The organism is Mycobacterium paraffinicum, from assembly GCF_001907675.1.
Taxonomy (GTDB): Bacteria; Actinomycetota; Actinomycetes; order Mycobacteriales; family Mycobacteriaceae; genus Mycobacterium; species Mycobacterium paraffinicum_A.
On record NZ_MPNT01000019.1, the window covers coordinates 16,910 to 38,069 of the forward strand.

22 protein-coding genes and 1 pseudogene are annotated in these 21,160 nt (G+C 64.0%); 21 read left to right on the forward strand and 2 right to left on the reverse strand.

Annotated features, from left to right (window positions below; all coding sequences use genetic code 11):
* Positions 1–6: 6 nt before the first annotated feature.
* The 11 genes from BRW65_RS19610 to BRW65_RS31810 all read left to right on the forward strand — a co-directional run bounded on the left by BRW65_RS19610 (position 7) and on the right by BRW65_RS31810 (position 9,408).
* Positions 7–222, forward strand: a complete 216-nt coding sequence (locus tag BRW65_RS19610; protein ID WP_007172131.1) for a hypothetical protein — start codon at positions 7–9, stop codon at positions 220–222.
* A 746-nt stretch (positions 223–968) separates the two neighbouring features.
* Positions 969–2,414, forward strand: a complete 1,446-nt coding sequence (locus BRW65_RS19615) for a DUF4226 domain-containing protein (protein WP_224112920.1) — start codon at positions 969–971, stop codon at positions 2,412–2,414.
* A 34-nt stretch (positions 2,415–2,448) separates the two neighbouring features.
* Positions 2,449–2,766: a type VII secretion target gene (locus tag BRW65_RS19620; protein WP_007172134.1), complete on the forward strand. Its 318-nt coding sequence runs from the start codon at positions 2,449–2,451 to the stop codon at positions 2,764–2,766.
* A gap of 4 nt (positions 2,767–2,770) precedes the next feature.
* Positions 2,771–3,070 (forward strand): DUF2694 family protein, encoded by a 300-nt coding sequence (locus BRW65_RS19625; protein ID WP_007172135.1) that lies wholly within the window; start codon positions 2,771–2,773, stop codon positions 3,068–3,070.
* A 45-nt stretch (positions 3,071–3,115) separates the two neighbouring features.
* On the forward strand, positions 3,116–4,861 hold the full coding sequence (locus BRW65_RS19630; protein ID WP_007172136.1) for a PPE domain-containing protein: 1,746 nt from the start codon (positions 3,116–3,118) through the stop codon (positions 4,859–4,861).
* Positions 4,858–4,998 (forward strand): hypothetical protein, encoded by a 141-nt coding sequence (locus BRW65_RS31805; protein ID WP_007172137.1) that lies wholly within the window; start codon positions 4,858–4,860, stop codon positions 4,996–4,998. Before BRW65_RS19630 ends, BRW65_RS31805 begins: the two co-directional genes overlap by 4 nt.
* Positions 4,995–5,381, forward strand: a complete 387-nt coding sequence (locus BRW65_RS19635; RefSeq protein ID WP_007172138.1) for a YbaB/EbfC family nucleoid-associated protein — start codon at positions 4,995–4,997, stop codon at positions 5,379–5,381. The genes BRW65_RS31805 and BRW65_RS19635 overlap by 4 nt, the downstream gene beginning before the upstream one ends.
* A 69-nt stretch (positions 5,382–5,450) precedes the next feature.
* Positions 5,451–6,128: a hypothetical protein gene (locus BRW65_RS19640; RefSeq protein ID WP_101930854.1), complete on the forward strand. Its 678-nt coding sequence runs from the start codon at positions 5,451–5,453 to the stop codon at positions 6,126–6,128.
* Positions 6,128–6,460 (forward strand): hypothetical protein, encoded by a 333-nt coding sequence (locus BRW65_RS19645; RefSeq protein ID WP_033717256.1) that lies wholly within the window; start codon positions 6,128–6,130, stop codon positions 6,458–6,460. The genes BRW65_RS19640 and BRW65_RS19645 overlap by 1 nt, the downstream gene beginning before the upstream one ends.
* 287 nt (positions 6,461–6,747) lie before the next feature.
* Positions 6,748–7,035 carry a hypothetical protein gene (locus BRW65_RS19650; protein WP_007172141.1) on the forward strand — a complete coding sequence of 96 codons (288 nt, stop codon included), beginning with the start codon at positions 6,748–6,750 and terminating at the stop codon, positions 7,033–7,035.
* An 18-nt stretch (positions 7,036–7,053) separates the two neighbouring features.
* The gene (locus tag BRW65_RS31810) at positions 7,054–9,408 is read left to right on the forward strand and encodes a hypothetical protein (protein WP_007172142.1); all 2,355 of its coding nucleotides are present in this window, start codon (positions 7,054–7,056) and stop codon (positions 9,406–9,408) included.
* Positions 9,409–9,779: 371 nt separating this feature from the next.
* Here the strand turns inward: BRW65_RS31810 and BRW65_RS19660 are convergent, their stop codons facing one another.
* The gene (locus BRW65_RS19660; RefSeq protein WP_007172144.1) at positions 9,780–10,085 is read right to left on the reverse strand and encodes a hypothetical protein; all 306 of its coding nucleotides are present in this window, start codon (positions 10,083–10,085) and stop codon (positions 9,780–9,782) included.
* Positions 10,082–10,309 carry a ribbon-helix-helix protein, CopG family gene (locus BRW65_RS19665; RefSeq protein ID WP_007172145.1) on the reverse strand — a complete coding sequence of 76 codons (228 nt, stop codon included), beginning with the start codon at positions 10,307–10,309 and terminating at the stop codon, positions 10,082–10,084. The genes BRW65_RS19660 and BRW65_RS19665 overlap by 4 nt, the downstream gene beginning before the upstream one ends.
* A gap of 135 nt (positions 10,310–10,444) precedes the next feature.
* On the opposite strand from BRW65_RS19665, the pseudogene BRW65_RS32360 reads away from it, so the two are divergent.
* From BRW65_RS32360 to BRW65_RS19710, 10 genes and pseudogenes are all read left to right on the forward strand, one after another.
* Positions 10,445–10,617: pseudogene (locus tag BRW65_RS32360) on the forward strand (type II toxin-antitoxin system prevent-host-death family antitoxin); the annotation flags it as partial.
* Between the two features lie 177 nt (positions 10,618–10,794).
* Positions 10,795–12,285 carry a type VII secretion protein EccB gene (gene eccB, locus BRW65_RS19670; protein ID WP_007172147.1) on the forward strand — a complete coding sequence of 497 codons (1,491 nt, stop codon included), beginning with the start codon at positions 10,795–10,797 and terminating at the stop codon, positions 12,283–12,285.
* 73 nt (positions 12,286–12,358) lie between these two features.
* Positions 12,359–13,414 (forward strand): hypothetical protein, encoded by a 1,056-nt coding sequence (locus tag BRW65_RS31395; protein ID WP_007172148.1) that lies wholly within the window; start codon positions 12,359–12,361, stop codon positions 13,412–13,414.
* Complete coding sequence (gene eccCb, locus BRW65_RS19680) at positions 13,404–16,502, forward strand: type VII secretion protein EccCb (protein WP_007172149.1); 3,099 nt, start codon at positions 13,404–13,406, stop codon at positions 16,500–16,502. The genes BRW65_RS31395 and eccCb overlap by 11 nt, the downstream gene beginning before the upstream one ends.
* Entirely contained in the window at positions 16,499–16,915 is a 417-nt protein-coding gene (locus tag BRW65_RS19685) for a helix-turn-helix domain-containing protein (RefSeq protein WP_007172150.1), read from the forward strand. Before eccCb ends, BRW65_RS19685 begins: the two co-directional genes overlap by 4 nt.
* A gap of 236 nt (positions 16,916–17,151) precedes the next feature.
* A complete protein-coding gene (locus BRW65_RS19690; RefSeq protein ID WP_040624290.1) occupies positions 17,152–17,448 on the forward strand; it encodes a PE domain-containing protein in 297 nt (98 codons plus the stop codon).
* A 15-nt stretch (positions 17,449–17,463) separates the two neighbouring features.
* Complete coding sequence (locus BRW65_RS19695) at positions 17,464–18,945, forward strand: PPE family protein (protein ID WP_007172152.1); 1,482 nt, start codon at positions 17,464–17,466, stop codon at positions 18,943–18,945.
* Between the two features lie 78 nt (positions 18,946–19,023).
* Positions 19,024–19,326: a WXG100 family type VII secretion target gene (locus tag BRW65_RS19700; RefSeq protein ID WP_007172153.1), complete on the forward strand. Its 303-nt coding sequence runs from the start codon at positions 19,024–19,026 to the stop codon at positions 19,324–19,326.
* A gap of 48 nt (positions 19,327–19,374) precedes the next feature.
* Complete coding sequence (locus BRW65_RS19705) at positions 19,375–19,668, forward strand: hypothetical protein (RefSeq protein WP_042910680.1); 294 nt, start codon at positions 19,375–19,377, stop codon at positions 19,666–19,668.
* A gap of 56 nt (positions 19,669–19,724) precedes the next feature.
* Positions 19,725–20,606, forward strand: a complete 882-nt coding sequence (locus BRW65_RS19710) for an ESX secretion-associated protein EspG (RefSeq protein WP_157859019.1) — start codon at positions 19,725–19,727, stop codon at positions 20,604–20,606.
* The last annotated feature ends 554 nt before the right edge of the window (positions 20,607–21,160 follow it).

Below are 21,160 nucleotides of genomic sequence, written 5' to 3' on the forward strand. Positions count from 1 at the left end.
CGGGCGATGCCACTTGTCGAAGGCGACCAGTTCGCATCGCGTCGAATAAAGTGGATCGCCGACGAGCTGGCCAGCTTGCGCGACGGTATCCCCGCTAAGCTAGCCGACGATCCGGGCATCACGCACGCAGTCGTGCAAGACGTCGACATGAAGATTGCGGAAATCCAGGACGTACTTACTGCCAGCCGCAAGGCCGCTTCTTCGGCGCCACCGGTCAGATGATCGGCGCCCGCCCGGGTTGCAATAGCGCCCCGTGCGCCAGGCTGATTCGTCACCGTGACAATTTGACCCTGCTCTTGTCCAGGCTGGTCCTGCTAGAGGTGCGTCGGCTTTCGCGCGCGTATGTCGGTGTTGGCGGCTACTGCTTGTGCAGCCGGGGATTCCACTGCGGGGAAGGGGCGTGCGGCGAGAAGTATCGAGGAGGCGCAACCCGTGATGGGCCCGCTGCGAACCCGAAAGTCATTGCCGCCGATGGATATGCGCGCGGTGCTCGATGCTACCGATGTAGAGCACGCGATCGTTGCCGGTGGAGCTTGCAGCTAAGATCGCCGATTGGCTCGCCGGCTACGCTCACAGTCGCGAGGCTCCCCGGCTTAAGGCACTCCTGTGTGCCGTATCTCCGGACTGATTGACGCAGGTGTGCGAAGTTGCAGGACGCATCTGGTGCGGCGTGTCTTGAAAGAAAACAAAAGTCGACAAGCCGTGTGGACATGCTGGCGTAGCCGGTTTTTGGTGAATGTGGCGTTGTTGGTAGCGGCTAAAGCGACTCGGGACTTATCGTCCCGAACATGACGGGCTGGACCGATGTAGCGCTGTCCCAGGTGCTCGGCGGAGTATCCGAGGTATTGGGGTCACCCTTCCCTCAAAGCCCGGCGCCCGGCGGCCCGATGCCACTAGACCCGGCCCCAACGGCTCCGGTCACCTCACGCGATCAGCTCACCAAGCTCGACCGAGCCAAGCTCACTTACATGGGCATTAACCCGGATACGGCTCCGATGCCCGAAATCAACCAGGCGCTGGGCCGCGACCAACCCGCAGCGCCTCCGCCCCCGCCGCCCCCGCCGGAGTCGCCGGCGCCGACCTCCCCGGCGGGCACGCCACCGCCACCGGGACTGAGCGGGGCAGGGGCAGAAGCAGCCAAACGGCTCGACGAGGCACTGGCCAAAAATCATTCGGCGCTCAATGACGCTGACGACAAACTGGCCGACGCTCTGCTTAAAGCGTCGAGCTCTAGCGCTGATGGTCGTCAGCGGCTCCAAGCTTTGCAGCAAGACATCATCGACCAGGTCAACAAGCTGGGGTCATCGCTGGATACTGCGACCGGCCAACAGCAGCTGGCAGAGTTCTTGCAGGGAAAAACCGACGACATCCTCAACGTCCTGAAAAACGCTGGGCTGGACTCAGATTCACAAGCGCGGGTGTTGGATGGTCTCTCGGCGCGCTATCAGGCGTTGCAAGACAAGAAACCCGGCGATGACCCGCACACCAAGGGTTCGAGCGGCGACGGCACTGGCAGCGGCAACCCGGACTCAACCGGCACTACACCGGGTGGTGGTGCCGATTCTCCGGCCGGGACCGGTGACGGCACTGGCAGTGGCAATGACCCGCTACTGGACGGGCTGGCCTCAGATCCGTTGATGTCGCGGTTGGGCATGATGGGCGGGCCTGCGATGGGCGCTCTTGGCTCGCTGCCAGGTGCGCTCGGTTCAGCGATTCCCTCGCTCGGCGGAGGCGGTGGCGGCGGGCTGGGGGATTTGGGTTCGGCGATCGGTGGGGCGCTACGCGATGGCGGCCACGATCCGGACCAGGCCTCTGATGAGCACGTCGATTCGTTGAAAGACCCGTCCGGATCGCACACCGGTGACGACAAACCGCGAGATGGCACCCAGCCGGCCGGACTGCACGACCCAGGGGACAAAGCAGACAAAGGGGACAAGGCGGGGACAGAAAACGCTGGCAGCGGATCCACCCCGCCGCCGTCAGCGCCGGCAGCGCCAGGTCAGACGCCAACACCGTCGACTCAGGTCCAGCTGCCCGACCAATCGGTGCGAACCGCGGCCAATGGCGCACTCGCGCAGGCCGGACGCGCGGTGCTCTCCGGTGACAGCATCGACGACGCGTTTGCAGGGGCCAATCTTCAGTTGCCGCCGCTGGGTTCGCCGGTGAGTTCACCCATGGCACCCTCGCGGCTGCAATTCGGCGATGTGGGCCAATACACCGATCATCGGGTCATGGCTCTAGACAAAGACCATGTTTGGCTCAATGGCCAGGTCACGCCGATTGACCAGCTCGACACTGGCCCGAATTTCTTGGGGTGGACACGCGTGTCGGCCCCAACAGCGACAACGGTGACTTCGGCGGCCGTCGCCCCGGCACCGGCCGTGGCGCCCGCACCGGCGCCGCCGACCACTTAAGCGAACTTTTACTGCAACGTGAGGGAGTACCGTAATGACCGTGAATGAGCAGGCCTTGCAGGTCAACACCGATGACCTGATCCGATGGGCGATCGCCCACGAACGCGCCGCCGAGGCGTGCGGGCAGGCCCGTGCTGACCATGCCCGCACCGTGGCTGCGGCCGAATCGTGGGGACCGCTGTTTTACGAGGCGCGTCGTGCTGCAGTGGCCGCGGTCAACGACCGCGAGACCGCATTGCGCGACCAACAAGAGCGGCACGGGGCCATGGCGCAGCAGCTTCGCGCCGCCGCGGCGCGCATGGCGGAGATGAACGCTGACAACCGTGCCAATTTGACGATTTCCACGGATTAGCAACATGTCTGAAGCGCCGTCGACCGACTACGACACCGTGGTGTTCGAGGTCGCAAGCCGCGATGAGTCGATCGTGGTGGCGGTGGGCCGCAGCGGCAACTCGTTAGGCGTGGAGCTTCAGGCGGCGGCGATGCAGCTCAGCGACGCCGAACTGGCTAACCGCATCATCAAATTGAACACGCTGGCTCATTTACGCTCGCAGTTGGCGCTGCGTCAGGAGTGGGAGGCTCAACACGTGACCGTGTCCAGTGCGTTGCCCACCAAGGATCAGGTTGCCAGCTATGAGGCCCTGATCGATTTCTGAGAGAACTCGTCGCAACGTCAGCTAGAACACGGAGGGAGGACCGCAGTGCTGCAGGTCGATGTTGCCGGACTGCAGAGTGCGGTCGCGGGGCTGGTCGCCGCCGCTAACAGCCTTGCCAGGCTCGGCGCGCAGTCGCCGGTGCACCCTCCGCTGGCCACCGATGAGACATCAACGAGCGTGGCTGCCCGCCTCAGTGAGCACGCGGCGGTGATGGCATCGCGAGCTGCTGACGGGTCGACGGTCCTTGCGGCCGGCGCCAAGGCGATAACCCAGTCAGCAGTCGCGTATGGGCAGATGGACCAGGCCAATCAAGCGGTGGTGAGCTTGCAAGGTAACCCTGCACCCTCCACGCCGGGCTTCACCCCGGCGGTGACGGTGAATCTTGTTGCGCCTGATGTGCCGATCGCCCCGCCGGGACCCCGCCCAGCCGAAACGACGGCGGCGATCATGGAAGCCGGTCAGCCCGCTGCCGGGGATGCGTTTGTGGCCGACTGTGCGGCACTGTCAGAAGGATTTAGCGCTGCCGCGCGATCGGCCCGCCGCGGGGCGGCCACGGTCAGTGAACATCTCAAAGGGGAAGCAGGACCGCGTATTTCGGCGGCGTTGAATCGTTACGCGGACTGGGCGCAGGAGATGGCCCGCCATGCCGACACCGTTGGAAAGCTCGCCGGCAGCCACAAGAACAGATTTACACAAGCCAAGCAGGCGACTCCGACGACCACGGAGTTCGCTAACCGTCACCGCGAGCTCCACAACGCGATCGCACTCAACAGCTCTTATCCCAGTCCGGGATCGGCGGCCGCGGTGTCTAAGGCACACACGAATTTGACCCAGTTAACGAACCACACCCAGGTTGTGGCCGCTGGCTACCACACCGGCGAGACGATACCGGAGGCTCCGCCGGGGCCACCGCCAGCCCCAGCAATCGTGGAACCTGGTGCCGGACAAGGGGACACCCCGCCGTCTCCAACTCAGCAGGGAGCGGATCCAAAACCGACACGCGATCACCCGGGCACCACCCACGCCGGCGACGTCGACCCCGACACCGACCCCGCCGGCCTCGACGAGAGTCTCAATGCAGGCGATGGTGATCCCGCCGCTAACCCGCTAGCGCCTGCGGGAACGGGTGCGATGCCGGGAATGGCCTCATCTTTGCCGCCGATGTTGACCGGCCTGCTGGGCGCCGGGGTCGGGATGGCCACCCAGATACCGCAGAAATTAGGCCAAGAGCTGCAGGGATTGGCCCAGCAAGCCACCCAGAGCGTTGCAGGTTTGGCACAAGGAATGGCAGGCAAGAACGGGCTGGACGACGCGGCCAAAATTGAGCCAGCAGACTCCCTGGGCAGCGGTGCCGGCGGAGGCGGTGGTGACGACGGCGCTACCGCCCCGGCGGCCAGCGGCGGCGCAGATCTCAAGCCGGCGGCTTCAGCGATCTCCGGAATGAGTTCCCCCACCTCGCCCCCGTTGGCGGGGGCCAGCGCCACCCCGAGTCCCACCGCTGCCGCCGCTGAGAGCGGTATGGGCGGCTCCCCAATGTTCATGCCCCCGATGGGGGGCATGGGCGCTGGCGCCGGGGCGGCCAAGCGCAAGGTAAAGGACCCGGACAAGTCGATCGAGATGCCATCGCGCCCTAATTCCGAGCCGATCAAAGGCGAACGGGGAGACCCAATTCGGCACACGGCCACCGTTGACGCCGCTGCCTACCCCAAAGACGGGCCGAAGCGCACGGTGACCGTTCGGTCACGCAGCCGACGCGTCGACCGCGACCCGGGCAGCGGTGATGACCAGTGAGCGTGAATGGGTGCGTCGGCTATCAGTCCGATCAGAATCTGGTCGCTGAAGTGATGGCCCAGCTCGATTCGGTGTCGATGGCCCTGCCCGACCTGCAGGATGAAATTGCGTCCGACGACGATGGTGAGGCCCCGTGACGGTGTACGAGTATGACGGCTACCAGGCGGATAAGAATTTAACCGCCAGTGTCATAGCGCGCATGGAACGGGTGTCGACGATGCTTTCCAAGCTGCTCGAGGAGATGGATGGCATCGACCTGGAAGCCATCGGCGGCGATGGCGACGTCGTGTTGTCGGTGAACTCCCAAGGACAACTCACCTCGCTGTCGCTGGCGCAGGGCTGCACCACCCGCTACTCACACGGGGCTTTGGCCGAGCTGATCAACACCACGATCGACGAGGCAGTCAACGCCGCGGCCGAGGAAACAGCGAGCGTGGGAGGCGGCCAAGACCAGGAAGCGCTCGACGCTGCTGTGCAAGCGTTCATCAATCCCGAAAGTGAGATCTGGACTGCCACCTGAGCACCGGTTTCGTCTTGGATTCGCGTCCAACGGTAGCCCGATGTCGCCGCAGGACAGTACGCTGATTGCATGAATCCGCAGGCAGTTGGGCAGCCGAGCTACCCCGCTGCGACCGGCGGCCCGCCCACCTCCACGAGTACGGTCGGTGTGCCGACCGGTGCCGCGGTGTTGCCACCACCGCCCAGCTACGTGCCACCCCCACAAGCTCCTGCACCGCCACCGGTGTACCGCAGACGCGGGCCGGGCTGGCTGGCGGTATGGGTAATGCTGGCGCTCGCGCTGCTACTGGCGTTAAGCGCAACGGTGATGAGTGCGATGAAGTTGACCGCATCAAACCCGGCCGCGACAACCACCACGGTGATGGCGCCACCCCCACCGCCGGTGAGCTACAGCCCGGAGCAAGTGGCGGCGGCCAAGAAGGAAGCCTGCGACGCCAGCGATACGGCGGACAAATCGATAATTGCTGCTCAAAAGAACTTCTTCGACGCTGCGCGAGACCGGCAATCGCCTCAATACCATCCTGCACTGGGCAACTTCCAGCTTGTGGTGATACTGGAGACGCAGTACATCCAACAGCATCTTCCGCCGGCTACCCCGAAGAACGTGCTAGACGCGACCAATGAATATGTCACCGCAGTAATTCGGTTGGTCGACGCCAATACCCGCGAGCTGTCCGACCACGATGCCCAGCCGTTCGTGTTAGCGCTTAGAAGTGCGGGAGATCGACTCGACAAGGTGTGTGAGTGATGCGAACCGATGACATTCTGCAGGTCATTCCCGCTGCGGCGGAGTCGGCGAACATGCTGACCGGTTCGGCAACGGTCGAGTTTGCTACGACCGTGCCCGAGCACGCGGCCCATGGCGCGGCGGCCACGGCAGCCGGGGGGGCTCACGCGGCTTCAATGTGGGCGCCGAGCGTGGCAGCAAGCGCAGGTGTGAACCAGCAAGTCGCGGGAGCCGGTGCCGCGCTGGCGCCACGCGGTGGAAAGGTGGCTCAACGCAACGATCAATCGTTGACCGCAGACCTTCAGACCGACAACCAGAACGCTCAGGACCTGACACCGGTGGTGAGCATATGACCGCCACCCTGCACTCGCCCCAAGCGGGGACACCGCTCCCACCCGCTTTCCCGCCACGTCAGCTTCCGCCACCGGCGGGGCCCGGCCGCGGGGCGGTGGGGGGCACGGCGGCGGCGCTAGTCGTTGCGGTCGGAGCCGCCGTCCTTGCCGCAGTAGCGTGGATGACGCCATCCAAAGTTCCCGTCAGTACGGTGGTTGCGCCGTGGTCACCACCTGCCCCGAGTTCCGACCAGGTGGCAGCCGCACGCACAAAGGCATGCCAAGTGTGGGGGATTACCGCGACAGCAATGGACGCGGCCACGAACGCGGTGGCCCACGCTCCAGCCGACTGGAATGACCCTGGCACCCAAGAGGCCTTGGCCAACGAGGCGCGGGTAATCCTGGTGGAAAGCGCATACCTGCGCCGTGAACTGCCCGCCGATACACCGGCAACGATCCGCTCAGGGATCGACGACTACCTTGCGGCCAGCTCGGACATGGAAAACGCCACCACGCATCGCAAGGGCAGCTTGCGAAACGCCGCGATCGGTCGTGCAAACACCGCAGAAGACAAGGTAAACGCCGCTTGCCGGTAGTGTGAGGAAGAGGGAGCCGTGGCGGATGTGCCCGCAACCAGTATCGCTGGGAACATCATCATCACCCCGGATATGGTGCCGCCAGCAGCAGAGCCGTTGGAGACCCAAGCGGCGCACTACGCGGCGTTGGCGGAGAAAGTCGGTGAGCTGCAGCAGCAGCTCAAAGCCGCCAATGCGATGCGCGAAGAGGCCGCACAATCGCCCGGTTGGGAAGCTGGGCACGAAAAGAATCGCCAATTGGCCGCAGACTACGGCCGGATGGTCGAGATATACAACGCGGCGGCAGATTATTTCAACGGAGTCGCTGGCGTTTACCGCGACGCGCAAACCGCCCAACGGAACGTCTTGATGAAAGCCAATGCTGAACTGTCGCAGGCCAAGAACGCGATACAACAGCAGGAGATCGCGGCGCGCTGGCACACGCACGCCCGAGCCCTGACGACCAGCGCGGTAGGAGCCGCTACAGCCAAGGCCGGAGTTTTCGAGCACACTGCAGGCACCGATATCACGGCTCTTACCTCACGCCTAGGCGGTCCGGCACCTCAAGACCCCGTCTTGCCCCATAGCGGCGGAGGCGGAATAGCCGTACCCACAGGCAAAGAGGGCTCCGGACTAGGTGATGACAACGGCGACCCCGCGAACCCCAACGGCACTGGCAATCCGCAGGGAATAGGTAATGGGCACACGCCGCGCCACAGTGGTGCAGCGAAGGGCGAGGACGGCGAGCCGGCGACGACGGGACCAGGATCCACTCCTGCGGTGATGGGGAGCCCTTATCCGGGTGCCGGGCAGATGCCGATGCCGGGTGGTGGTGGCAGCGGGATTCAGTCTGTTGGTTTCCCGCCGGGGTTGACGTCGATGACGGGGGGACTTGGATCGATGCCCGGTGGGGGTGGCATGGGAGGCCTGGGCTCTGGTGGGGGCTTGGGCGGGCTGCCCGGCGGTATGGGGCAGCTGCCCGGTACTCAGGCTGCCGGGCTGGGGAACCTGCCCGCTAATGCCGCACCAGCAGCCGGGGCACCGGCACAGTTGGGACCGGCGTTCTCCCAAGGACTTTCAGCCGGATCGGCGTTGGGGTCGCTGCCGCCTGCGACCGGCACTGGAACGCCGGCCGCAGGGCAAGCAGCCGCAACTCCAGCGGCAGGGCTGACTTCGGGTGCGGGCGTTCCTTCGGCCGGGTTGACAGGAGCAGGTGCGACCCCTCCGGCAGTCAGCCCCGCAGCGCCGGGGCTTGCCACGTCTGGCGGGCCGACGAGTGCTGCACCGGCGGCGATGATGCTTCCGCCCCCGGGTATGGGCGCTCCCGCGGCCCCCGTAGCTGCGGGTGGCGCAAGTGCTGCAGCCCCCGTCGCCCCTGCTGGCAACACGGCCACACCGGGTGGCTCCGCGCCGACAACCGGGCCGGCAGCTGGATCGACGGTCGGATCGGGTGGGGCGGTGGTTGTGCCGGCAAGTGTTGTCAGCGCCGGAGCTGGCGCCCGCAACCGTGGACGACCGGAGTCAGCCGAACTGGCAACCGCAAAAGTGTTGGCGCGCAAGCTCCGTCGTGACAGCGACATTGTTAATTACGCGTGCATTGAGTGGGCCGTGGGCGTATTTCGCCGCGAGGCTGGCGGGGCCACCGAGTGCGTGGTGATGTCCAACGAAGGCTTTGGTTACATTCCGCGGGGAGTGTTCTTGCCACGTACTGCCCGTCTGTTGACGGCAGATAAGTTGGTAGACAACCAATTTCGGGAAGGCTGGTTCGGGTCATCCGATCCTGCCGAGGTGCTAGCCGAATATGCACGGCTGCGCGGCCGCGGCGGAACGCATCTGGTTGCCATGGCAGTAACCGCGGACAGCCCCTACGGTCGGGTGCCAGGGGTCGAATACGCGGTTTGTCAACGCGAATTCGATGACGGTGCTTACATCCGCCCGATTCTCGACGATATGCATATGCATCGTCTCGAAGCGTTGCACCCGGAGGTGTATGCCCGGGTTCAGCAGACGACCTCCACTGAACCTGAGACGCGCATGGTTGAAAATCAGGTCGTTGTGCCGCTGGCTGTGCAGATGATCGAAGCTGTGAAGATGTCGGGGGAGATGACGCTCGATCTGCGGCAGATGTGGGATGTGCTGGGCACCGGCGACCACATCTCGGAGGAGGTATGGAACCAGTACCGGATCGCCTCAACCGTGTACTACGTGAACCTCAGCGCGAACCGGCCTCGGCCGGAGGCCTCCACAGGAGATCGCGAGCGTTATCAGGCGCAGTGGGTCACCGCACGCACGATGGAGTTGCTGCAGGGTTGGGAGCGGCGACCGGTCGACGTAGCGGATATGGTCTACGCTGCGGCGACGGCCTACCCATGGAGATTTTGGCACCAAATTTGAATTGTTATGGCGCGTGGTCGAATCCGAGCTCGGCTGCGGCGTAGCGTGAGGTGCCGCGGCGTGCGACGTGGGATGCAGTGATCAGGATTGACCGCCGAGCGCTGGCGAAAACCGTTATAGGAGCACGCCTTATAAGTACGTGGTAGCTGGGCCTCGATTTGGCGATCGAGGTGATGGCCGGATCGTTGGAGGAGAGACGCCGAGTCGTCACAGTGACGAAATAAGCGGTATTCGCTGGAAGCACCCATCCATCCACCGCCGCGGCCACGCGCGCAGGGTTGCCCGAGAAATTGGTGTCTGTTCTCACGCAATCTCGGGGACATTCTTATCGGATTGGGGGCAAGTTGCGATCGGGGATAGTACGTTGAGGGTCAGGAAATGAGCGCGGTGACGGCGGTCGTGGTCGTGTCAGCGAGCGCGATGCCGCCGATATTGCCGATGGGTTGGTCGAGGGCCGCGACAGGAAGCCACTGGATGAGCTCCGGTAAGACAACCCCTTTGGGTTGCAGCACTGTGACGATCATAGCCATTGTGCTGCTGGGGATTTCACCGGGAATGAAGGGGCAGATGATCACCTGGCCGGTGGCGGCTGCGAGGTGAATCGTGTTAGATAGTACGACAACGTACAGTTCCTGGTTGGTGTCGCGGCCTGGCGTGATGTCTCCGGGTGTGATCACAGGCCAGCGGCCCGGTTCGCCTGATAGACCTTCTCCGCGTAGGCGTCGATGTCGAGCGTTGGCACAGTGTGTGTTGTGTAGTTCTCGAGCGAGATTCGGAGATGCTCGTTGTGCAGGGCTCGTTCGATCATCTCTGAACGATTCAGCCCGGCCGCCTGGGCGTCCGCATCGGCCGCCGCCAGCACGGCCTCTTCAATCATTACGGACACTTTGGCTTTCGCCATACCATTTATCCTACTCTGAGCAGGACAGTTGTCGTGAGGGTACTCCGGCTGGTGGCGCCGACGCAGGTTGCGTTAAATGGTGCGAGGACGACCTACCACAGATTCAGCTTGCCAGTCACGGTTACGGACGGGCCCATGTACGCCGATGACGACGATTCGGGGCGCGAAACGGTGTACCTGCTAGGTTCGCGTGAGAATGCGCGCCGCCTCATGGCGGCCGTCGCACGGGATAGGGCCGTCGTCCCGGGCTGGCGAGCCTTACTAAGTCGATGGCCGAACTCGAGGAGATGGTCGGCGGCCAGGAGTGAGCTGCGATCCTGATGGGTAGGGCGACTTCGCTTTTGGGGCGGACTCCGATCGCTGGCGGTCAAGGTCCTGAAAGCCCGGTACCTGTAGCGATCTGGCGCCACTGCGGTGTTCTGGGTTTTCATTCAATTTGGACGTGCTGGTAGCGGGGGTGTAGCGGGGGGCGGTACGGTGCCGGTGTGCCGTTGAAGTTGGCGTCTAAGACGCAGGTTTCGGGTCATTTCTTTGTTCGGCGACGCTTGTCGTTTGCGTTGCTGCGCCGTTCGGTGAGCATGGAGATCAATCCGGTTCGCTGGCACCGCACGCTGTTGATGTTGTCGGCGGTGTTGGGTGTGGTGCTCGTGGTGGGGGCGTTCGTGTACGGGTGGTTTCGCCCGGCGGGGGTGATCGACGACTCGTCGAAGATCGTTGCTGATCGTTCGTCGGGGGCGTTGTTTGTGGTGGTCGACAAGCGACTGTATCCGGCGTTGAATCTGGTGTCGGCGCAGCTGATTGCTGGGTCGCCGGATCGGCCGACGTTTGTGGCATCGGGGGAGATTGCGAAGTGGCCCAAAGGGCCGACGGTGGGGATCCAGGGCGCTCCGGTGGAGACACCGGCGGTGGTGTCTCCGCAGGTTTCGCGCTGGGCTGTGTGCGACACGGCGCCGACGACGGTTGGTGGTTCGCCGTTGGTGACGGGCATCAATGGGCAGTTGTTGCTCGGGGAGGCGGCGGGAGAGCTCGCCGGCAGCGAGGCCTTGTTGTTGTCTTATGGGCCGCAGGTACACCTGGTGACTAATGGTGTTCGGATGCCGATTGATCTGTCTCAGTCCGCGGTCGCCGGGCCCCTGGGGATTGCGCCCGGGGCGCAGGCGACGGGGATGTCGCGGGCCCTTTTTGACGCGTTGCCGGCGGGGGGACCGCTGGCTGTTCCCGCGGTGCCTGGCGCCGGTGGGCCCGGTCAGGTGGATTTGGGGGCGGGGGTTGTTGTCGGTGCGGTGGTGGCGAGCCGGGATGTGGCTGCACAGTCGGACCGCTTTTATGTGGTGCTGGCAGATGGGGTTCAAGAGGTCTCGCCTGTGGTGGCTTCGATGCTGCGCCAGCATGATTCGTTTGGTTTAGCCACGCCGCCGCAGATATCGCCGGATCATTTGGCGCATATTCCGCTGCGTCATGTTCTTGATGTGGATTATTATCCGCGGTCGCCTGTGCGCCTGGTTGATGCGGGCAGTCGGCCGGTTTCGTGTGTGGCGTGGCAGTGGAGTGTGAGCGAGCGTCAGGCGCGGCTCGCGGTGATTTCGGGTCGGGGGTTGCCCATCCGCGCGGATCAGCGGGCGAAGATGGTGCCGTTGGTGGGTGCCGGCAATGGCGGGGTGCAAGCGAATCAGGTCTTGGTCGGTGATGGTGCATCGACGTTTGTTAGCACTACTGGTCAGGCATTGGATTCGCCTGCGCGCGAGACGATGTGGCTGACTAGCTCCACCGGGTCGCGCTATGGTGTGCCGTTTGACGACAATAGCGTGCAGGCGTTGGGGCTGGTGTTATCTCAGGTTCGTCCGGCGCCGTGGTCGATGCTGCAGGTGTGGCCTGCGGGACCGGAGTTGTCGCGGGCGGCCGCGTTGACGGTGCATAGCCCGTCGGACGCGGTGGCTGTGTTGCCGACGAAGACCAACGTACGGGCCGGCGGATAGGAGGGGGAGAAGGTTGTCGACGATTCGTTTCAGCCCGTCTCGGCGGCTGAGGGCGCCCAAAGTTGATGGCGGCATGCAGTCGGTACGCGATTCTCCGATCGCGCCGCGCCGGTTGCCGATGACGAAGGCGCAGATCATTTTGCCTGCAGTCATGGGCGCGGCGTTTTTGGGCATGATGGCCATGATCTTGACTCAACCGGGGCTGCGCTCGGGGCCGATGAGTTTGTTTTCGTTGTTTGTGCCGGTGATGATGATTGTGTCGTTCGCCGGGGTGTTTATGCAGGGCCGTTTTGGTGGCGGTGATAAGGCGTTGTCTCCGCAGGCGTTGGAAGAAGAGCGCCGTGCCTACATGGACGAGCTCGACCAGACACGTGATGTGATTCAAAGTGACGCCGAGCGTCAGTTCGCCAATTACCAGTTCTTGCATCCCGAACCGGCGATGCTGCGTGGGTTGGTCGGGTCGCCGCGGATGTGGGAGCGATCGGGTTCTGCTGAGGACTTGGCGATGCACTTTGGTTTTGTCCGTTTCGGAACCGGTACTTCGGATTTGGCGAAGAAGCTGGCTAAGCCTCGGTTGGGGGAGTCGGCCGATTATGAGCCAGTCTGCTATGACGCGCTGCGCAAGTTTTTGTTGGAGCAGTCCAAGATTAGTGGGATCGCTAAACCGCTGTCGCTCAAGGTGATTCCGCTGATGACGTTGGTGGGTGAGGATGGTCCGGACACAGTCCACGGTGTGGTGCGGGCGATGATTTGTCAGGCGGCCTGCTTCCATTCACCGCAGGACTTGAAAGTCATGGTCGTCACCGACGAACCAGCACGATGGGATTGGGTCAAGTGGTTGCCGCATTGCCAACACGACAAGCTCTTTGATAGTGGCGGGCCGTTGCGAATGGTGTGGACGTCGCCGACGGCGATGGATGCGGCGGTTGGTCACGAATTGCATGGCGCTCGAAAGAATTACGGGGACCCTGGCGCCGCGGACGGGGTACGTCCGCATTGGCTTGTGATCAACGACCAGCTCCGTGTGGATAGTGAATGGGACACGTTGAATCGCAGGGGCGTTGGGGGGGTCGCGGGCGTGACCTTTGTGCGTGTAGTGGTCAAGGAGGGCGCGGCGGATGACAACTGAGTTCACATTGCATGTCAAGCGCGACGGGGCATATGACGAGGAGGGGTTTTTCGCGCTCCCCGATACGCTGGACACGGCGTCCGCGGTCGCGTTTGCGCGCAAAATGGCTAGATACCATGCAGATTCGCGGGTAACGCAAAGTTCGACTGCCGCCGCATCGAAGGTCGTGGATCTGTATGAGATTCTCGGCCACGCTGATCCGGGCGATATCGATGTGGAGGAGGCCTGGGCGGCGACGCGGCTGGGTCCGCCGCTGCAAGACGACGAGGGCGAATTGCAGTGGGGTCGGGAGTGGATGCGGTTCCCGATCGGTATTGATCCACGCAATGGACAGCCCGTGGCCCTCGACTTGAAGGAGACTCACGAGTTCGAGGGGATGGGCCATCACGTCGTCGTCGTCGGCACGACTGGGAGTGGTAAATCGGTGTTTTTGACGGCGTTGATTACGTCGGCGTGTTTGACGCATTCGCCAGACTCGTTGAAGGTCGCGGTGTTTGACTTTAAGGGTAGTGCGTTGGCGCATTTGGTGGCGGGATTCCCGCACTGCGTCGCGGCGATGAGCAACTTGCGTAACGATCGCCTGTGGATTGTGAGGATGGAAGATGTCCTCTACGGCGAGATGGAGCGCCGCAAGTCTTGGCTTGACCGGGCTGGGGTCAGTGACATCGCTGAATATGAGTATTTGCGCATTCACAAGAAGGAGAAGTTGCGGCCGATGCCGCACCTGCTGCTGATTGTCGATGAGTTCACGCAGATGTTCGCTGAACATGACGGAGCCAAAGCGGTCATGGACGAGGTCGGCCGCCAGGGCCGCTCGCAGGGGCTTCGCCTCGTGATGGGGTCGCAGCGGCTGGGCCACCAGATGCAGGGCGGCATCATGAGTAACATCCCGGTGCGGGTGGCGCTGCGAACTGTCGGCGACACCGATTCCCACGAGGTGTTGGGTAGCGATGAGGCCAATCATCTGCCCAAAAAACCTGCTGGGGCTGGGCTTTTGAAGGTAGGTGCCAACAAGAACCTGACGAGGTTTCAGACGGCGTTCGTGCTCAAGAGCTATGTACCGCCCCAACGGGCAGCAGCTGCTGCGGCCAGGCAGGAAGCCGGTTACCTTGAGCCACAAGAGTTCCAGGCGGTCGGTATGCCTGCTCTGCAGATGGCCCGCGACGGCGAGGGCGAGCAGACCAAAATCCCGGAACCACGCGCCATCATTGGCGCCGATGGCCGCACCGTCAAACAGGTGCAGGCAACGGTGGATTGCTTGAATCGGCTGAATCTTCCTCCACTGCAAGCGATGTGGCTGCCGCCGCTGCAGCCGGTCCCTGCTGATGAGCTGGTGCGGCGGTTGCGGGGCCAACCGTGGGATGTCGACTATGGCTCGGCCCAAAGCGAGCTCTCGAGGCTGATGTTTCCGGTCGGGATCGAAGACAGGCCGCGCGACCACCGCCAGCTTGTCTATGCGCCCAATCTGGCCGAAGGTAACTGCGCGGTCATTGGTATGGGGCAATCGGGTAAGACGGTGGCCATCGCGACGATGATCTCGGGTGCCGCTTTGTTGTATCATCCTCGGCGGCTTCAGTTCTACGTCATCGCACTCAGCGGGCCGGACCTCAACCTGGTAGCTGGTTTGCCGCACGTCGGTGGTTTCGCACGCGAGGTGGACCCCGAGCAGGTCAAACGAATCATCGCCGAGATGCTGGCGCTGATCGATCAGCGCGAGCAGGCGTTCACCAAGCTAGGTCTGACGCTAACCAAGCTGCGTGAACGCAAATTTGGCGGCGTGCCAGGTGAGGTGCCTCAAGACTCGTTCGGCGATGTGTTTTTGGTGATCGATGGCTGGCCAACGTTTGTGAAGAACTGGGAGCTGTTGGTTTCTGACGTGGAACGAATCTTGGCTAAAGGACCCGATGTTGGGGTGCACGCCATTGTGTCGACCAGTGGCTGGGTGGCCAACAAATTCCCGTCAGGAATGACCAAGAATTTCACCAGCAACGTGGAGCTCAAGCTCGGTGACAACGATGACATGACGGTCAACAATGTGAAGGTCGCGCGCGACGTTCCCTTCGGGGAGCAGAAGATGTTCCTCGACGAAGAGGACGACACTGGCGGTGAGGTCGAGCAGGTCAACGTGGTCAAGATCAGGGGCCGCGGCACGACGATGGAGGGGTACCATTTTCAGGCCGGGTTACCGGAGATAACCGTGCAAGGGCGGCGCGCCGACGTGGCAGCAGCCGTTGAGCCAATTCAGCGGCTCGCTGGACCTGACAGTGCGGCCGCGCGGGTACGGATGCTGCCCAAAATCGTCGGTATCGACGAGGTCTTCGCGCAATGGGAGCAGCGTGAGCATGGGCCGGGTGGGGTCGACTGGAGTGGTGTCGTGCCGTTCGGGATTTCAGAAATCGGTTTGGAGCCGGCGGTCGCGAACTTCGCTGCGACCCCGCATCTGCTGCTTACCGGTCGGCCTGAATGTGGATTGTCGAGCGGGTTGGCCACGGTGGCCCAAGCTGTGATGCGGGTGTACGGGCCCGAGCAGGCCCAGATCTATGTGGTGGACCCTCATAATGAGTTGCTGCGCGTGGTCGAAGGTGAACATTTGGGCGCCTACGTTTTCCGGGAGGACCAGGTGCGTGCCTTGGGTGACAGCCTGGGGGCGATCCTGACTGAACGTATGCCGATGACAGACCTAAGCCAGGCGGAGTTGGCTGCGGGGACGCGGCGTTGGAGCGGGCCAGAGATCTTTGTCTTCATCGATCGTGAAGAGACCCTTGCTAGTTGGGACACTGGTGGGTTCGTGGCAGGAACCGGATACCCGTTGGGCCCGCTGGCGCGGTTTATTGCGCGGGGTAAAGAGGTCGGCCTGCACCTGGTCGTGTCGCGGCGGATCGCTCAGTGGGGCCGCACGCTGACCAATCCGATAATCGGGGAGTTGCTCAAGGCCAAAGCACCTGTCGTGGTAATGGACGGCGACCCTGATGAAGGGCCGATCGTCGGCAAAACGAAAGCCGTGCCAGCTGACCCCGGTCGTGGCCTGTACGTCACTGACCGGATGGTGGCGCCGGTGCAGATCGCGTTCCCGGCGAGCGCCCATTGAGCGAGGATGACCCCGCGTGGCTGCTCGTCCACGCGGTGGAACAAGCCCGCTTAGAACAGGGGTTGTCCAAACATGATCTGGCACGCCTGGCGCGCGTGGCGCGGCCTACGATCTCGCGGCTGATCAACCATGGCATGGTCCCGTCTCGTGCGGCCACGCTGGATAGGATCGGCTCGGCGCTGGGCTGGGAGGCCGGGACGTGTGCGGCCTTGTTGGCCGGCCAACCCCTACCGGGTCCACGCGCGCCGGTGACTCGCTCGGCCCAGCTCGTCGCAGCGCGGCTCACCGAGATTGCCGAGGAGGCGCGGTCGGCCGCCGGTGCTGCCGAGCAGTCGATTCTGCGGCTGAAAACCATCGAGGAGCGTGCGCGTGCGGCTGCGCAGTTCGTGCTGGGCGGTTCAGTAGCTGATTAAGCGGTCGATCTGGACCGATTCATGCGTCGGCATGGGCCTTTGTCGCTCGGTGATGCGTGGCGGTATTTCGCCAGGTGAGCGGCGCCGTAGAGGGTGTCGGGAAACAGGGGGTGTTGCCTTGTGTGGAATGTCGGAGGTTTGGTTGCCGGTGTCCCTGGGGGCGGTTATCGTCGCATCAAACGGCGGCTTTATTGCTCGTGGGGCGAATGGGATATGTGGACAGGGGTGGGATTGCAATGATGTTCATTGAGGCGCCGGCGCTGGCGGCGCAGGCAGCATCAGAGGGCGCAGGCGGGGCGACCACGGCGGCCACTCTTGCCGCTGGGGCACCAGCGATGGGCGCTGTGCTGCCGATGGGCGGCGAGGAAGTGTCGGCAATGTTCGCTCAAGCTATCGCCGCGCACGGCGCGCAGTTCTTGGCGGCAGGTGCTCTAGGTGTGGCTCAGCGGGAGGCGTTCGCAGCCACCGTGGCTACGTCGGCGGCCACCTACACCGCTATGGATGCGGTCGGCAAGGCGCTGCTGTCGCTGTAGCGCGGCGGTGCACTGATGTACTGGGGTATCCCACCAGAGATCAACGCATTTCGGTTGACCAGGATGGGCGCGGGTCCAACGGCGCACGTCCCACAGATCACCGCCTACACGGCTGCTGCGGCCACGCACTTCGAGCAAGGGATGCAGCAGTCGGTGACCGCGATCGCGACCGCGCCGGTTTTCCAGGGCTCTGGCGGAATGGGGATGCTCGATAGTGCCACGCCGATGGCGGCCTGGCAGCAGACCGCCGGGCTGCATGCAGAGACTGCGGCGGCCACCATCCAAACTGGGTTGACTGCGTACAGCGCGGCCGTGTCCGCGACCATTCCTCATGAAGTGGTGGTGGCCAACCGGGTCCGCGAGGCCACTTTGGAATCAACAAATTTCATGGGGATCAACACCCCAGCGATCGCCGAGGCGAATGCTGAATATGGGGAGTATTGGTCGCAGAACGCCGGGGCCATGGTCGGCTACTTGGGCGCTATGGCCCCTGTCGTGAGCGCGCTGACCGTTCCCTTGCCGACGTTGCCTGATATGAGCAATCCGCTGGGGGCGACGGCCGGCTTGGCAGGGTTGGTCGGCGACGGGGTTGGTGCTGGCGTGCAGGCCTTAGGGTCGGGCATTAGCGCCGGTGGGGGAGTGGTGTCGGCTGGCAGTGGGATCAGCACAGGCGTGGCCACTGGGATCTCGAGCGGCGTGTTCAACGGCACGGGAGCAGGCGTGCAGGCCGCAGGGTCGCCCACTGGTGGGCAAACCCCGGCACCGCAGCCAGCGACCACCGGCACGACCGCGGGGCAGGGCGTGCCCGCAACGACGGGCACCGGCCAGGGCGTCACGAGTAACGCGCCGCAGGGAAAAGCTCCACCGTTGCAGGCGGGTCAAGGCGGTCAGCCGCCCCTGGAAGAGTCTGGACAGTCGTTGCTCGGCCAACTCACCCAGGCGCCAACCGAAATGATGAGTTCGCTCAGTTCACCACTGGAGTCACTGGGGCAGCTCCCGTCGAGTGCCAGTGGCCAACTAAGCGGCCTGATGGGCCCGTTGTCGGCGCTGACCGGTGGAATGTCCGGTGGATTGGGTGGGCCCCCAGCCGGGGGAGCACCGGGATTCAGCGCAGCCAGTGCACCGTGGTCGGGACTAAGTGGCGCCAACGGCGGCTTCGCCGGGGGCGCGTCAGCGGTTGCCGCGGCGTTGACGAAACCGTCTGCTGGCGGGCTAGGTGGGCCTGTGGGCGTGCCGGGCGGCTGGTGGGCCGACGTGGCTGATGGCGCTGAAACAGACGAGCAACCGGCTGCGGGACTGCGAAGCGGCGCGGCAGCGGGCAGAGGAGCCATGGCGCCCGGAATGTATGGACCCATGGCGGCAACGGGGCGCTCCGGACGCGGCAGTGAATATGCCGATGTCAGCGAGCAGGATAAGACGATCACGCTACCGGCCTCCGCGCATGCGGCGCCGGTGCTCACGTCTGAGGGCGTGGTCCACGTCGGGCAGGGAGGATAACTCCCGGCAGGGGCCCGGGTCATTGCTGAACTGATCGAACCAGCGGTAACCACTTGCTAGTGAAGGAGATACACCATCATGGCGTTGAACGCCGATGTCGCCCAGATGCTTTCGGGCGCAAGTCAATTGTCGAACATTCAACAAGAGGTGCTGTCGGCGTTGGGCCGTTATGTCACCATGAACCAGAACCTCACCGGTACTGGGTTTAGTGGTGATGCGGCGCTGGCCTCCATGGCCACCACCGAGGACATCAACCGGACCGGCCAACAGGTCAGCCAGCGGTTTCAGAGCGTCATCGACATAATGAAGCGCTCGGCGCACCAGTACCAAGAAACGAACGCGCAGAACCGCGCGGCGCTGGGCTCCATCCAGTCGACCTGACCGCGGCCAATCTTTCAGACATCGAACGACTTTCAGAGGAGAATGGTTATGGATTCAATGCGTTACGACCACGCCATGATCGCCGATCACGTGTCGGCCCAGGCGCAGCTGGTCGCTCACATGAACGATCTGCGTACCCGGGCCATGGGAACAATCAACCAGGTCGCCACAGTCTGGACGCAGCATGGTTCTGACGCTGCCCAGGTCGCCATGCACGAGATCGATCAGGCGTTCCAGGCGGTGTTCACCACGATCGAGCGCCATGGACAGGCCCAGGGGCACGCGTCGACGAATGCGCTGGGCACCGACCACGCGGTCCAGGCTGGTTTCCGGGGCTTGTGACCGAGACCGGAACCGCGGTTGCAGCGCGGCTGTCGACCACGTCGGAAGGTTTGTGGTTGACAGCCGCGCTTTGCGGTGTGGCTCAATTGCCACCTGCCCTCAAGATCCGGCCCATTGGGGCGGTGCAGGCCACCATCGCGGCTCACCCCGGGATGGAGGTGCTCGAAAACGCGGGGATTTGTCAGGGCGGCGAGGTTGACCCCAGCGTGGCCTCTTGGGTGCGGGCCTTGGGGCGTCCCGACGTCGAGATTGACGTGACGATTACCCGCCCCGAGATCCGACCGGAGCGGCTTGAAGGCCCACCAGCGGTCTTCACCGCCCCGGAGGACGCGATTGAGGCCGCCGAGGCGCTGGCACGGTGGTACGCCCAGCGGCCTCCCCAGCGAGTTGTGACATTGTGCCGGCGCGATAACGCGTGGGTGGCCGCCGCGCGGCTCTGGCGCCCGGGCCAAGACACCAGCGATGAGGTTGTGGTCACCCCGCTGGGTGGGACCGAGATCGCGCACGTCGTCGTCGACACGATAGGGCCGGCCGACCCGGCCCAATTCCACGGCATCAATAGCGAAGCAGCGGTACTCAATACAGTTCTGTCGGCCTGGCAGGCCAACCCCGCCATCGACATCATCGCGGGCCTCGTAGAGGTTGGACTTTCAGTTCCCCAGGCGCGGCTAGTCGAAGCGGTCGCCGACCGGGGCACCACCCGCGCGGTTATCGGCGCGGCCGAATTCTCTATCAGTGGCCCGGCGCGGGCGCCGATGGCGGTGACCGTGGCTGACACCTTGATCGGCCGCGTCGTTGTCAGCAACAGCGTTGGTCCTGACGGCAGGCAATGGACCACACTGCTGCCCGGCGCCGATCACGCAATCCACACGGCTGTGGTCGAGCTGCTCGAAACTTTGCCCTCGGGACGCGGCTGGGCGACTCATCAGCGGACATAAAATTTCGATACAGGCGAATATGGTGTCCGTTGTAGACGGATGAAAACCGTGGTTGTTACTGTCGCGCTGTGGCCAAATTATGTGGCGCTAAGCGAAATTCGAATACGTCTGGTGACGAGGGGACACGGTATGACAAGTCCGCATGAGCGTGAGGAACGCGACTTTTTCAATGGCCTGGCGGCAGGTCCGCCGCCCGAGACGCAGCCCGCGCCAGGCGCAGTTGAGCCCAGCCATCCCAACAACAGCGGCGAACCGACGAGCGATGATGGGCGGCCGCGGTTTTCACCCCCGGAGGCCGCTCTTGGGCTCCCCGCCCAGGATGCGACGCCGGCGCCGTCTTCGGCGCCCCAACAAGCCCCGGGTTGGCAGCCGCCGCGGTTTTCGCCCCCGGAGGGCACCTTGGCACCCCAGGGCCAAGACACCCCTCCGCCACCTCCGTGGGCGCAGCAGGCCGGTCCCCATCAGCAGGGGACGCCCAGCGAAAGCTACGGTTCCTCAAGTCAATTGGGCCGCCCACCGCAGGGAGTGTCGGAGGCGGCGCTCGGTGGGCGTCA